Here is a 13,523-nt window from a genome sequence, read left to right as displayed (position 1 = left end):
GAGGCCCCCAAATGGATCATAGCGAGGTTTTGCAGCAAGCCTGTTACGTCTTTCTAAATGACCTTAATGATGAAATCAACCATTCATCTGCCCTTCAATTGGATGATCAAGAGATATTCCAACGATGCCGCATGATCATAGATAAAGACCAAAATCCGCAAGTTAAAACCTATCTAGAAATCTTATCTGAGGTGATCCTTGCTTATCTCACAGGGAGAGCTTCAGAAGATGCATTAAGGTTCTATCTGTCAGAGCAATTCAGTATTGTGAACGAAGAAATTGACGGGTTAATCCATGGGATCGTTGCAATCAAACATCAGTCCTCCCATACGGATACTTCACACTCAGCACTCCTTTCCTTTGCCGATTATCCCAAGGTTAGTGTCATTATCACTACTTACAATAGAAAGGCATTTCTATATCAAGCGATCCAAAGCATCTTAAAGCAAGACTATCCTTATATAGAGATCACAGTTATTGATGATTGCTCTACAGATGGCACGGAAGAGTTAATGCATCAAAGCTTCGGAGGCGAGTCACGGGTAATCTACATGCAGAACGAAAAGAATAGCGGGCCGGGAAATAATCGCCGTAAGGCTTTTGCTGCTCATGGTGATGGTGAGTATGTTCTTTTTCTCGATGATGATGACTATCTGATTGACATGAATTATTTAAGTAAGGCTGTGGACTTTCACAATCACCATCCCGAAATAGCATTTGTGGCTGCTAATGTGTTTCTGGAATTTTCAAAGGCCAAGCAACTGAAGATCAGTAGCCTACAGCTAAGCAGGATTATTAAGAAGCAGGATTATTTCATGAATTTCGAGAAAAAAGGATATCCGAAGCCCTCCTCCACCTTAACAACTGTCTTTAAGCGTGAGGCTTTAATGGCTATGGATATCCTGAATATGAACATGGTTAACGATGCTTCTATTTATCTGCGTTCCTTGTTGGTCGGTGATGCTGGCTTCATAGATACCCTTGCCGGTGTGTACAGATTACACGGGGACAACATTACTTTTAATTTGAGTCAGCGATTCTTAATTGAGAATCTGGAGGAGAAGCTGTTAATTAAGAATATGGCCGTTCAGAAATATGGCTATCACGAGCAGGAAATGACGGAATGGTTTAACCATAATGCATATGATACGATCTCATACTATTTATTAAATTCTGCGAAAGACGCCACAGACTTTAAATTCATGTATCATTGGGCCCTTAACCATTGCCCGCCGATCTACAATCAATTAAGAAATGAATTCCGTACAAAGCTTATTAAAAAACAATTATTACGGATCTCATTACTTCGGACGCTGCTCGGAAGATGATTCACGCATTAGCTTATCGAGCAGCAGTAAGAATCCTTTTACCTCTTCTTTAGGGATGTCGGCGTACTTGTCTCCAATACTGATCTCACAATAAGAACTATGTTCTCCCGTTGGTCTTATCGCTGCGCTTAAACCGATTCCTGTTGCCTCATATGCAGAAGACAGGATCGGTTCAATGCTCTCCCTAGACATTTGAAAATGCATATGAAACATGTTGGAGACAGGCTCAGCAGGTAACGTAGTCACCGCATGACATTGATTAACTAAAGCAGCAAGCTCTTTAGCCCCTTCATAATACTGCTGCATCTTATCTACTCTTTGCTGGTAGTAATAATCAGAGGAAATAATGTATGGATACAGACTGATTAGGTCGCCACCATGCCGCCGTTTCCATATCTTCGATTGCTTCGTAAACTCCTCACTGCCTGCAAGAATCGCGCCAGCAATTCCTCCGATTCCTTTATACAGTGAGATATAGACACTATCAAAGAGGGCGCAGATCTCAGCAGCCGTCTTTTCATAATAGGGAAGTGTCTCAAGCAATCTTGCGCCATCCAAATGCAGCTTAATTCCCCGAGCACGGCAATGTGCAGAAATCGCTTCAAGCTCCTGATACTCTGGTAACTGTCCGCCAATCTCACGCTGTGGCAATTCAAGCAGCAGACAAGCAATATCATCCTTCATTTGTAATACATCATCCAAGGTAATTAGTCGATTCTTATCCGCAAGTAGGACAGGCTCGATATGATGCAATTCCTTCAACCCATCCTGCTCATGGATCTCTAAATGACATAAAGGGTGATAGGCGACGCTCTTGAGTCCTTTTTCATCACACCATATTCTTAAAGCGATTTGCTGTGCCATCGTTCCACTCGGAAAGAAGACTGCTGTTTCTTTTCCCAAAAGCTTCGCCATTTCCGACTGGAAATCCTCAATCACCTTTCCCGATCCATAAATATCAGATGGTGTACTATTCTCTACAGCTTCAAAGGCTTCCTTCAAGACTTGAACATCTCGATCCCCATGACCTACGATTCGATAAGTCGTTTCATTAAACGCCTCTTGCACTGATTTTTTTCCGTTCATTGGTAGAATTGCCCCTTCCGTGTTTGCCTTGTCCCTAATATAGACGAATTTCAAAAAATCCCATCTTAATTTTACCCGATCTAAGGTGAAAAAACATGAGCGCTGTGCTACAATATTGGAATTGCAACGGCAATCTTAGGGAGGGTTATTGAATCACATGCTCATCATTGGTATCGCCGGCGGCACCGGCTCGGGAAAAACAACCGTAGCCCGCTCCGTCATTGACCGTCTTGGAACGGGAAAGGTAACTTTCATATCTCAAGATAACTACTATAAAGATCATTCACACCTCAGCTTCGCTGAACGTGAATCCATCAATTACGATCATCCTTTCGCTTTCGATAACGAGCTGCTTATTGAGCATCTTAAATGTCTGCGAGAAGATAGGGCCGCATATGCACCGGTGTATGACTTCACAGTTCATGCCCGCTCCACTACGGAGACTGTAGAACTGAAACCCAACAATATTGTAATCATCGAGGGACTCCATGTTCTATCCGACGAGAACCTCCGCGATATGCTTGATATCAAAGTCTTTGTTGATGCTGATCCTGATGTACGCATCCTCCGCCGGGTACTCCGCGATATCGAGGAACGCGGTCGGAGCATTCAATCGATCCATCACCAATATTTGAGCACGGTTAAACCAATGCACGAAGCTTTTATTGAGCCATCCAAAAAATACGCCGATTTGATCATCCCTGAAGGTGGCCATAATGAGGTCGGTATCCAGTTGTTGTCCATCCTAACTGAGAAACATTTATATAACGACTGGACGTCCTAAAGCTCTTAAATACCTAGTTCTAGCCCTAGCTGTCGAGATTCTCTCGACGGCTTTTTTTTGCATGCTCATCCCCAAACCTGCAGTTGATTATTCAAAGAATAATCCCACCGCATTTTGGTAATAGCTAATTTCACAGCAGCTTGCGGAAGAGGGATAACAACTATGGGATTTCTAAACAGAAACATAACAAAAATATTCAAAAACCCTACATTAGGGCACCCCAACCCCACTAGAGAATTACCTAAAGAACCTCTCAAAGAAAACCTTCAAGAAAATATTGAACATATAAAAAAGGCGCTCGGCAATAGCACAGACCTTGTGATCAGAGATTTCTTCATTGGCTCCAAGCAACAAATGAAAGCCGCTATTTTCTATACAGATGGACTTGCTGACAGTAAAGCTATTCAGGATTTCATTCTGGAGTCTCTTGTCTTAGAAATTCCAGATTTGAGCTTAGAGCCTGATAGTGACAACTATTCCTTATTAAAAAATCACATGCTTACCGTAGGTGATATCAAAGATGCGATGGAGTTCCATTCTTTGCTAAACTCCCTATTATCAGGAGATGTGATCCTTTTACTAGATGGATACGCTAAGGGTTTCACGATTGGCATGCGTGGTTGGAAAGACCGTGGTGTCACGGAAAGTGCTACAGAAACGGTGATCCGCGGACCTAAGGAAGCCTTCACAGAAAGCTTGCGTACCAACACTGCATTAATCCGGCGGAAAATAAAAGATCCTAATCTGTGGTTAGAAACACAACAAATCGGACGTGTGACCCAAACCGATGTATCCATTATGTATATCAAAGGAATTGTAGATGATGGGGTTGTACAAGAAGTACATACACGTTTAGATCGAATCGACATCGATGGCATCTTGGAGAGTGGTTATATCGAGGAATTAATTGAGGATGAAACCTATACTCCATTTCCAACGATTCATCATACCGAACGACCTGATGTTATTGCAGCTGCTCTTATGGAAGGAAAAGTAGCTATTTTAGTAGATGGAACGCCTATAGTCATGACGGTTCCTACTACATTCGTTTCCTTCATGCAGACCGCTGAGGATTACTACCAACGTGCAGATGTTGGTACCTTAGTTCGGATGCTCCGTTATTTCTGTATATTCATTTCTCTTTTAGCCCCATCCTTATATGTAGCTATTACTACTTTCCATCAAGAGATGTTGCCTACAACCCTACTCATTAGCTTAGCTGCTCAACGGGAAGGCGTACCGCTTCCAGCGTTTATTGAAGCCCTCTTAATGGAGCTTGCTTTTGAGATTCTAAGAGAAGCCAGCGTGCGTATGCCTCAAACCATAGCCCAATCTGTCTCTATAGTGGGAACGCTAGTCATTGGAACGGCTGCAGTAGATGCTGGCATTGTTTCTGCCGCCATGCTCATTGTCGTTGCTGTCACGGCAATCTCCAGCTTTGTTCTACCAGCCTTTGATCTCGCCTTGACGGTCAGAATGCTTCGTTTCCCAATGATGTTTCTAGCCGCTTCCTTCGGATTGTTCGGGATCATTATCGGAATTATTGCGATTGTTCTGCACATGTGCAGTTTACGCTCCTTTGGAGTTCCTTATATGAGCCCGCTAGCTCCGTTTAATCTTGTTGATCAAAAGGACACCTTTTTCCGAATGCCTCGTTGGGCTATGTTTACCCGTCCTAAGCTAATCAATCAAAAAAATCTCGTTCGGGAAAAGAGTACACCGCCGGAAAAACCGGGAGATCTGACGGAGGAATAAATCTTGAAACGAAAATCTTTGTGAAATTCGCTTGTTGGGGAAAGTAACTAACTCTTTCTTGGAAGAAATGAAGTAATCATTAGGAGTGAACGAAACCATGTTAGAAAAGGGAAAAATAAGTGCCCGTCAGCTAACCATTCTTGTCATGCTCCTTACTATTGGCGATTCTATCCTTATAATTCCCTCTTCCACTACAGAATACGCCAGACAAAATGCCTGGATTTCCACTTTAATTGGGATGGTAGCAGGTTTATTAGCAGTCTATATGTACAGCAAGTTCGCAAAGTCATATCCCAATTTAACGCTTATTCAAGTGATTCAAAAGGCTTTTGGAAAATGGATAGGAACTATTATATCCCTTACATTTTTAATCTATTTTCTTATGGTTTCCGTTGGAAGTATGCGAGAAATCGGTGATTTTGTGACCTCGGAAATGTTACCTGGAACCCCTATTCCGGCCACTCTAATCTTGTTTATACTGATTATGATTATGGCAATACGACTCGGTATTGAGGTTATAGGGCGAGCTAGCGAGCTCTTCATTCCTATGTTCATTGTCTTATTCCTAATCCAGACGATTGCTATTATTCCCCAGATGGAAATTGTCAGAATACTGCCCGTATTGGAGGACGGAATAAAGCCTGTTCTAAGAGGGGCTATCTCCATCACTACTTACACCTTTTTAGAAACAGTTGTCTTTCTCATGATACTTCCTTATGTAAATCAACAAAAAATGATAACAAAGAGTTTCTTACTGGGTACGCTTCTAGGCGGTATTGTAATTTTTATTACGCTCACCGTCTCCATCCTGGTGTTAGGTCCGGATCTGACGACTAGAGATATCTATCCCAGTTATAACATCGCAAGGCGTATATCAGTTGGCGGATTCTTCGAACGGGTTGAAGCCATGATAGCTCTACAATGGATGTTAACTTTGTTTATAAAAGTAACTTTGTACTTCTATGCTTTCGTTCTGGGGTTGTCCCAATTATTAAAATTAAAAGATTATCGCGTGTTATCCTTACCCACAGGGATGATTTTAGTGGCACTCGCTCCAATCATTGCTCCGAATTTCACTTATTATAACGCTATTTTTGATAATTATTGGGTGTACTATGTTATAACCTTCGGTATTTTTGTACCGTTTGTGTTATTAAGTATGGGCATCTTTCGTAGAGCACTCAGCAAAGACTTAACATCTCGGAACTAAAGATTGTTTGGGAGGTTGTGAACATTGGGTATAGTAGTGATCCTCATCATTGTAGCCGTTATTATAGCCTTCGAAGTGCCTCTTATGCTGAGGAAAAATTTAATCAAGGAATTTTGGGTTTTTTTATTTCTTCTGTTGCTGGGAACTTTTTTTAGTCTGATTTACGTCATGAATATCTCGATCTCAGACCCGTTAGCCTGGATGGTGTTCATCTATAAACCTGTAGCCGATATGGTAAATGCCTGGTTATCTTAAAAATAATGGGACTAAACCCGAGAGATCTAACGGAGGAATACACCATGAAACGAAGATCACTTCTACTTTGTCTTCTTGTTCTCATACAAATTGGGTTAACTGGTTGCTGGAGTCGACAGGAAATGAATGATCTCGCGATTGCCGTAGGGATCGGCATCGATAAGATCGGAGATCAATATCAAGTTTCTGCACAAGTGGTTTTACCCAGTCAAATCGCTGGCTCAAAAGGGGGAAGTCCTCAATCACCCGTTAACCTTTACAAAGAGACAGGAAATACTGTATATGAAGCGCTTAGGAAGATCACAACCATTAGTCCACGTAAAATTTACATCTCTCATCTGCGGATCTTAGTCCTTAGCGAGGCTCTGGCTAAAGAGGGAATCAATGACGTTCTTGATTTCATGTCAAGAGATACCGAAGCGCGAAATGATTACTTTATTGTGGTGGCAAAGGATGCACGGGCAGAAGATACTTTGAAAATATTAACTAGCCTCGAAAAGATTCCTGCTGTGCGATTGTTTTCCAGCTTGGAAACATCGGAGAAAAAATGGGCACCTACATCTACTGTGACATTAGGAACACTGATTACAGAACTTGTAAGTAGGGGTAAGAATCCAGTCTTAACAGGGGTTGTCATCAATGGAAATGTAGATGCAGGAGAAACTCCTAAGAATGTAGAAACCGTAGATTCTCCAACAGAATTGAAATACTCTGGATTGGCCGTATTCAAAGAGGACAAATTGATCGGTTGGCTAAACCAAGAGGAATCAAAAGTGTATAACTATTTAACGAATAAGGTAAAGAGTACGATTTCCTTCATTAATTGTCCCCAAGATAAAGATAAAAAGATATCTCTTGATATATTTAAGGCCGAATCAAAAGTAAAAGGCAGCATGAATGGCAACAACCCAGAAATCAGTATCGAGCAACATATAGAAACAGATTTAGGAGAAGTTCAATGTAGAAATCTAGACCTCACCAATCCAAAGACCATCACCGAATTAGAACAAATCGCTAACGTGAAAGTAGAGCATTTATTCCAGACTACGATTAAAAAAGTACAACAAGAATACAAATCCGATATTTTTGGATTTGGCGAGGTCATCCATCGCTCTAACCCACAGGCGTGGAAAAAACTGAAGGATAATTGGGATCAAACCTTTGTTAACTTACCAGTAAACGTAAAGATGAACATAGAGATTCGCCAGTTAGGGAAAGTAACTAACTCTTTCTTGGAAGAGACGAAGTGATAAATTGGAGGGAACAAAGCCATGCTCGAAAAGGGTAAAATAAGTATTCGTCAACTTACCATTCTTGTTATGCTTCTTACCATTGGGGATTCCATTCTTGTAATCCCCCCTTCCACTACACACTACGCCAAACAAAATGCCTGGATTTCCTCCTTAATTGGAATGATCGTAGGTTTACTAGCCATTTTTTTGTACAGCAAATTCGCAAAGTTATACCCCAACCTAACGCTTATCCAAGTGATTCAAAAGGTTTTTGGAAAATGGATAGGGACTATTATATCTCTTTTGACCTTAATGTATTTTCTCATTGTTACCGTAGGAAGTATGCGGGAAGTCGCTGATTTCGTGACCTCGGAAATGTTACCCGGAACCCCCATTCCGGCCATTCTAATCTTATTTATACTGATTGTCATTATGGCAACACGACTCGGTATTGAGGTTATCGGACGAACGGGTGAGATCTTTACTCCCATGGTTATAATCCTATTTCTAATCCTAACGGTCGCCATTATTCCTCAGATGGAAATAGTCAGAATGCTGCCCATATTGGAGGACGGAATAAAGCCAGTGCTAAGAGGGTCCATCTCCATTTCGGCTTACACCTTCTTAGAACCCGTTGTCTTTCTAATGTTCCTCCCTTATGTAAATCAACAAAAAAAAATAACAAAAGCCTTATTACAGGGCTGTTTCCTAGGTGGGATTATCATCTTCCTGACAGTCACTGTTTCCGTATTAGTACTAGGTCCGGATTTAACGACCAGAGATATATATCCCAGTTATAACATAGCAAGACGCATATCGGTTGGTGGGATCTTTGAGCGGGTTGAAGCCATGATAGCTCTAATGTGGATGTTAACCTTGTTTATAGAAGTAACATTATACTTCTATGCTTTCGTCCTAGGGTTATCCCAATTATTAAACTTAAAAGATTTTCGGGTGCTAACTCTGCCTACTGGGATGATCCTAATCGCACTAGCACCTCTCATTGCTCCGAATTACACCTATTACAACGCGGTGTTTGATAATTATTGGGTGTACTACATTATAACCTTCGGGTTATTTCTACCCTTGGTATTGTTAAGTGTGGGGATGTTTCGAAGTGCACTGAGCAAAGACTTGAAATTTCGGAATTAAATAGGAGCGGCCTTTTTTACCTAATAACAATCCGAATCCGAGTAGGGTCACCGAATGCGGTGAGAAACCGTGTGATGCTGCTGATATCATTAAGTTTAATCTCTTGCGGTTCTATCTCCCCACCCCGATTCGTAAATAAGCTTAAACATATGAACTTTTTGAAACTACAATATAGATCTCGTAGATTCTCTAACGATTAATTCTGCAGGGAAAATCTGATGCGCATGATTTACCTTCTTATTAATGAGATCAAACAAAATCTTAATCGACGCTTCCGCAATTTCTACTACTGGCTGTTTGATGGTAGTAATAGAAGGATTATAATAGAAGGAAATATCCAGTCCGTCATAACCTGCCACAGAGTAATCTTCAGGAACTCGCTTGCCTGCTTCAAATATGGCTTTACAAGCACCGATGGCCATACTATCTGACAAGGTGAAAATAGCAGTAAACTCTTCCCCTGACTCTAGCAACTCTTTTGTAACCGCATATCCATTTTCCATACTATAGCTGTCAATATTCTCTTTCATCCGCCGTACTAGCCGTTCATTATAAGCTATTCCATGATCAGAAAGAGCCTTTTTATATCCTTCATATCTTAATTTACCGATACTCACATCATCTTCAGGCGCGGTAATAACTGCTATTTTTTCATGTCCCAGATTACATAAATAGTCTACAATTTTATAGCTCTCATTAAAGTCATCTACAGATACGGAGGAATAGTTACTTAGATCAAACTCTTCCGTCATCCCAATCGTGCTGAGGACAAATGGAACCGTCAATTGCTGTAATTTTTCTTGAGAGTGTGAGAATAATCCCCCCAGGAACACAATTCCCTTCAGGCGCTTTTCTTTCTCCAGCTCAATTGCCACTTCGATCTCATCTTGATTCTCATCGACTCGCTGTAGGATAAAGGAGTACTTCTTTCGCTGGATCTCTTTTTCAAATACTTTAATCATCGGGCTGAAAAATGGATTTGATATCCCTTTGATCAATACTGCAATCGTTTTCGAATCGGAACGTTTTAAATTTCTGGCACTGTTATTCGGTACATAATGGTTTTCTTTGATGACCTTCATAACCATCGCTTTTGTTTCTTCATTAATATCCGGATGATTATTTATAGCTCTAGATACTGTAGTCACGCCAACCCCACATAATTTGGCGATATCTATGATAGTCAATCTCTCCATTTCTACCTTTCCTTTACACGTTAAATAAGAAAGTAGGGGATTCTTGAAGAGAAGACTCCACAAGAAAAGCACCCTACTCGCTTCTACATACATATTCTATTTAACCCTTAACGGCTCCTGCAACGACACCTTCGATAATATATTTTTGGCAGGTGAGGTAGAAAATGATGATGGGTACAATAGCTAGAACTAGCATCGCCATCATAGCTCCCATATCAATCGATCCGTATCCACCTTTTAGGTACTGTATCGCAATAGGAATGGTTTTGTATTCAGTACCGATCAGTAGGTCGGGCAACAGGAAGTCATTCCATACCCACATTACATTAAGGATCGCTACGGTTACAGCTATAGGCTTAAGGATGGGCAATACCACTTTAAAGAACGCCTGCGGTGGATTACATCCATCAATCATAACCGCCTCTTCAACCTCCAGTGGGATGGACTTCACAAATCCACTAAACATAAATACCGATAGCCCTGATCCAAATCCCAGATAGATCAAGATTATCCCAATCGGATTGTCGAGATGCAGTACATTGGCTGTCTTAGTCATTGTGAACATAACCATTTGGAACGGTACGATCATCGAGAACACAAATGCGTAATACATCAAGTTCGTGAATTTTGATTTCACCCGAGTAATATACCATGCGGTCATGGAAGTGAATAACACGATTACAGCAACCGAACACACCGTGATAAACAAGGACATTCCAAAAGCACTGAAGAAATCAATCTTCGCTATACCGCTAGTATAGTTCTTCAAACCAACAAAAGTAGTTCCATTAGGGAATAAGAAAGGTGTATCACTAATGTAGAACTTACCTTTAAAGGAGTTCATCAGAACAATAAAGATCGGAGATAAGAACGCAATGGCCAAGACCAACAAAATAGTGAATATGGAATAGTCTTTTGCTCTAGTCTGTTGCATTAGTTCTCAACCTCCTTTCTTCTAGTAATGACAAGTTGTACTAAGGCGATTAAGGCTACCAGTGCAAAGAATACGACGGCTTTCGCTTGACCAACACCTTCCCATCCTGTTTTTCCGTAGAAGGTATTGTAGATATCCAGTGCTAACATCGAGGTCTGCTTAGAAGGAGCACCAGCGGTCAACGCTAGGTTTTGGTCAAACAATTTGAATGAATTCGATAACGTTAAGAATAAACAAATGGTAATGGATGGCATTACGAGTGGAATCGTCACATTACGTAAAATCTTTGAACGTGAAGCTCCATCAATTCTTGCGGCTTCTACTATATCCTTAGGCACATTTTGAATACCTGCAACATAGATAATCATCATGTAACCTATCAATTGCCAATTCATAAGGATGATTAATCCCCAAAATCCATAAGTTGCGTCAGAGGTCAAAGTAACTCCAAATTTATACAGAATCCCATTAAAGATCAGCTGCCAGATATACCCTAATACGATACCGCCTATCAAGTTAGGCATGAAAAAAATAGTTCTAAATACGTTAGTCCCTTTTAGCTTTCTAGTTAACAACATCGCCAGTATGAAGGCGAATACATTAATCGTAAGAACAGATAGAACTGTAAACTTAACAGTAAAGCCTAGTGCATTTAGAAATTCTTGATTTGAAAATGCTTTAATGTAATTGCCAAACCCTATCCATTTTGCATCATTAACGGTAGTAAACTCTGTAAAGGATAAATATATACCTAGCAGAAAAGGTACAACAAATGCGATCCCAAAGGCTATTATGGTCGGTAATGCAAAAAGAGCAAAATATTTTCTTATCGATTTTTCCATGGAGTCTTCTCCTATCTCAGGATGGAAAATGATGAAACAGATGAATTCACTCGAATTGTTGCTTAGTGCCACTGAAATTCCAAAGGGAATCCAGTGGCACTAAGCTTTTATCTTTATAACAACTGAGAGTTATTCAATCATTTTTCCATGCATTTATTATTTTGCCTTTTCAGCCTTCCAAGTGTCCTTAAAGATGGTTACAACTTCATCCCAGGTTTTATTGCCTTGAGCATATTGCAAGAGCGCATCACCAAAGACATTTTTGAACTCTTCACTTGGGAATGCCGCAAATGTCCAAGCTACGGAAGTCAGATCTTTTTCCATCCAAGCGGATACTTCTTTAGCAAGTGGATCTGCTGGTTTTTCGCTGTCTTCAAACGTGTTGAATGGAGCGATAAAACCTAAGTCGTTCGTTACATAAGCTTTACCTTTTTCACTGGAGAACAACCATTCCAAAAATGCGATAGAAGCTTGTTGGTTCTCAGCAGAGGCTTTGCTGTTGATTGCCAAATAGTTTTCTGTACCTACAGCCAGACCTTGTTTTTCTTCGCCTTCCATACCTGTGTAGATAGGCAAGAATTTGATGTCCTCAGCTTTAACTACGTTACCATCTACATCATTGATTTGTGACCAAGCCCAGTTACCGTTTTGAACCATTGCTGCGTTACCCAGTGCGAATTCAGCCATGGAGTCCGCTACAGATTTACTACCCAGAAGGGATTCTTTAGTCACAGAGTTTTTGATGTAAAGATCAAAGATGTTTTTGAATTTATCGTTATATTTGAATTCAACTTCCTTAGAAGCTAGACCGGCAAGAACTGTGTTATCAAACTCAGTGTTGTCTTTGAATTCATAGTACAGCGGCAAGTTAGCCAAGTGAGTCTGCCATCTCCATTGTTCACCCGCAGCGAGGGAAGTCGAGGCGAATACGCCTTTGATACCCAGTTGATCTTTTTTAGCGGTCATATCTTCTACTACTGCTTTCAAAGTCTCGAAATTATTGATTTCAGTTGTAGAAGAGATCGAAACAGCTTTGTCAGCTAAAGCAAAGTATTTCTTCATAATGGCGTCGTTGTAGATAATACCGTATCCTTCAACTACGTAAGGGATACCATACACGCCTTCGCCTTCAGTTACAGCCAAGCTTTTGTCGGACAAGTAGCTGTATAGCTTAGTATCTTTCAAATCCAAGGTGTAATCTTTCCAAGCTTGGAAACCAACAGGTCCATTAATTTGGAAGATCGTAGGTGCATCGGACTTAGAAATTTCGGATTTCAATTTGGTTTCGTACGTACCTGCTGCAGCTGTTACGACTTTTACTTTAACGCCTGTCTCCGCTTCGTAATCCTTAGCGATTTTTTCATATATCTCTGCAATTTCAGGCTTGAAGTTTAAAAAGTAAACCGATCCATTTTTACCAGATGAAGCGTTTCCACCATTGGTTGCTGTATTGTTCTCTTTATTCCCACACCCTGCTGCCAAGACTACAACCATAGACATTACCAACATGAGCCCTAGATATTTTTTAATATTCTTCATTTTTCTTCCCCCTCGAACTTTTTATTAAATTACCTCTCTTAAAGACGTCTCCGAGCTTGCTCACCGAGAATAATGTCAGCGTTTTCATTTCACTTAAATATTCTCCGCCTTTTTTCCGGTATCCTTATCGGTAACGTTTTCAATTGAAATATTAGCACACCGTTTGGAACATTTCAATAACCATTTTATTGCAGAAACTCGCCATTACAA

Annotated in this window: 12 protein-coding genes; 7 read left to right on the top strand and 5 right to left on the bottom strand. The window is 40.6% G+C overall.

Going from position 1 to position 13,523, the window contains the following annotated elements:
• Nucleotides 1-11: 11 nt before the first annotated feature.
• Nucleotides 12-1,328: a glycosyltransferase family 2 protein gene (locus MHI27_RS01315; RefSeq protein ID WP_405175404.1), complete on the top strand. Its 1,317-nt coding sequence runs from the start codon at nucleotides 12-14 to the stop codon at nucleotides 1,326-1,328.
• Here MHI27_RS01315 and MHI27_RS01310 read toward each other — a convergent pair.
• A complete protein-coding gene (locus MHI27_RS01310) occupies nucleotides 1,302-2,414 on the bottom strand; it encodes a threonine aldolase family protein (protein WP_405175403.1) in 1,113 nt (370 codons plus the stop codon). The genes MHI27_RS01315 and MHI27_RS01310 overlap by 27 nt on opposite strands.
• A 157-nt stretch (nucleotides 2,415-2,571) precedes the next feature.
• Here MHI27_RS01310 and udk point away from each other — a divergent pair, with 157 nt between their 5' ends.
• From udk to MHI27_RS01280, 6 genes are all read left to right on the top strand, one after another.
• Nucleotides 2,572-3,198: a uridine kinase gene (udk, locus tag MHI27_RS01305; protein ID WP_042123429.1), complete on the top strand. Its 627-nt coding sequence runs from the start codon at nucleotides 2,572-2,574 to the stop codon at nucleotides 3,196-3,198.
• Between the two features lie 162 nt (nucleotides 3,199-3,360).
• Complete coding sequence (locus tag MHI27_RS01300) at nucleotides 3,361-4,953, top strand: spore germination protein (RefSeq protein ID WP_405175402.1); 1,593 nt, start codon at nucleotides 3,361-3,363, stop codon at nucleotides 4,951-4,953.
• Nucleotides 4,954-5,050: 97 nt separating this feature from the next.
• Nucleotides 5,051-6,163, top strand: a complete 1,113-nt coding sequence (locus MHI27_RS01295) for an endospore germination permease (RefSeq protein WP_076286653.1) — start codon at nucleotides 5,051-5,053, stop codon at nucleotides 6,161-6,163.
• Nucleotides 6,164-6,187: 24 nt separating this feature from the next.
• Nucleotides 6,188-6,418 carry a hypothetical protein gene (locus MHI27_RS01290; RefSeq protein WP_339244335.1) on the top strand — a complete coding sequence of 77 codons (231 nt, stop codon included), beginning with the start codon at nucleotides 6,188-6,190 and terminating at the stop codon, nucleotides 6,416-6,418.
• Nucleotides 6,419-6,462: 44 nt separating this feature from the next.
• On the top strand, nucleotides 6,463-7,668 hold the full coding sequence (locus tag MHI27_RS01285) for a Ger(x)C family spore germination protein (RefSeq protein ID WP_341059028.1): 1,206 nt from the start codon (nucleotides 6,463-6,465) through the stop codon (nucleotides 7,666-7,668).
• 21 nt (nucleotides 7,669-7,689) lie between these two features.
• Nucleotides 7,690-8,802, top strand: coding sequence for an endospore germination permease (locus MHI27_RS01280; protein ID WP_339244332.1), 1,113 nt, complete (start codon nucleotides 7,690-7,692; stop codon nucleotides 8,800-8,802).
• A gap of 164 nt (nucleotides 8,803-8,966) precedes the next feature.
• Here MHI27_RS01280 and MHI27_RS01275 read toward each other — a convergent pair whose 3' ends face one another.
• The 4 genes from MHI27_RS01275 to MHI27_RS01260 all read right to left on the bottom strand — a co-directional run bounded on the left by MHI27_RS01275 (nucleotide 8,967) and on the right by MHI27_RS01260 (nucleotide 13,313).
• On the bottom strand, nucleotides 8,967-9,998 hold the full coding sequence (locus MHI27_RS01275) for a LacI family DNA-binding transcriptional regulator (RefSeq protein WP_042184130.1): 1,032 nt from the start codon (nucleotides 9,996-9,998) through the stop codon (nucleotides 8,967-8,969).
• A gap of 100 nt (nucleotides 9,999-10,098) precedes the next feature.
• Nucleotides 10,099-10,932, bottom strand: coding sequence for a carbohydrate ABC transporter permease (locus MHI27_RS01270; RefSeq protein ID WP_042184128.1), 834 nt, complete (start codon nucleotides 10,930-10,932; stop codon nucleotides 10,099-10,101).
• Complete coding sequence (locus tag MHI27_RS01265) at nucleotides 10,932-11,774, bottom strand: carbohydrate ABC transporter permease (protein WP_042184126.1); 843 nt, start codon at nucleotides 11,772-11,774, stop codon at nucleotides 10,932-10,934. The genes MHI27_RS01270 and MHI27_RS01265 overlap by 1 nt, the downstream gene beginning before the upstream one ends.
• Nucleotides 11,775-11,930: 156 nt before the next feature.
• Nucleotides 11,931-13,313, bottom strand: a complete 1,383-nt coding sequence (locus MHI27_RS01260) for an ABC transporter substrate-binding protein (RefSeq protein WP_076286658.1) — start codon at nucleotides 13,311-13,313, stop codon at nucleotides 11,931-11,933.
• Nucleotides 13,314-13,523: the final 210 nt, after the last annotated feature.

Origin of the sequence: Paenibacillus sp. FSL H8-0261 (genome assembly GCF_045040645.1) — a bacterium.
In the GTDB taxonomy this organism is placed as follows: Bacteria; Bacillota; Bacilli; order Paenibacillales; family Paenibacillaceae; genus Paenibacillus_AQ.
Note: the sequence above shows the minus strand (reverse complement) of the source record. Positions and strands in the feature narration are given on the sequence as shown.

Excerpts from the sequence above, each read along its gene's own strand:
- MHI27_RS01315 (WP_405175404.1), top strand. The coding sequence starts at position 12 with ATGGATCATAGCGAGGTTTTGCAGCAAGCCTGTTACGTCTTTCTAAAT.
- MHI27_RS01310 (WP_405175403.1), bottom strand. The coding sequence starts at position 2,414 with ATGAACGGAAAAAAATCAGTGCAAGAGGCGTTTAATGAAACGACTTAT.
- udk (WP_042123429.1), top strand. The coding sequence starts at position 2,572 with ATGCTCATCATTGGTATCGCCGGCGGCACCGGCTCGGGAAAAACAACC.
- MHI27_RS01300 (WP_405175402.1), top strand. The coding sequence starts at position 3,361 with ATGGGATTTCTAAACAGAAACATAACAAAAATATTCAAAAACCCTACA.
- MHI27_RS01295 (WP_076286653.1), top strand. The coding sequence starts at position 5,051 with ATGTTAGAAAAGGGAAAAATAAGTGCCCGTCAGCTAACCATTCTTGTC.
- MHI27_RS01285 (WP_341059028.1), top strand. The coding sequence starts at position 6,463 with ATGAAACGAAGATCACTTCTACTTTGTCTTCTTGTTCTCATACAAATT.
- MHI27_RS01280 (WP_339244332.1), top strand. The coding sequence starts at position 7,690 with ATGCTCGAAAAGGGTAAAATAAGTATTCGTCAACTTACCATTCTTGTT.
- MHI27_RS01275 (WP_042184130.1), bottom strand. The coding sequence starts at position 9,998 with ATGGAGAGATTGACTATCATAGATATCGCCAAATTATGTGGGGTTGGC.
- MHI27_RS01270 (WP_042184128.1), bottom strand. The coding sequence starts at position 10,932 with ATGCAACAGACTAGAGCAAAAGACTATTCCATATTCACTATTTTGTTG.
- MHI27_RS01265 (WP_042184126.1), bottom strand. The coding sequence starts at position 11,774 with ATGGAAAAATCGATAAGAAAATATTTTGCTCTTTTTGCATTACCGACC.
- MHI27_RS01260 (WP_076286658.1), bottom strand. The coding sequence starts at position 13,313 with ATGAAGAATATTAAAAAATATCTAGGGCTCATGTTGGTAATGTCTATG.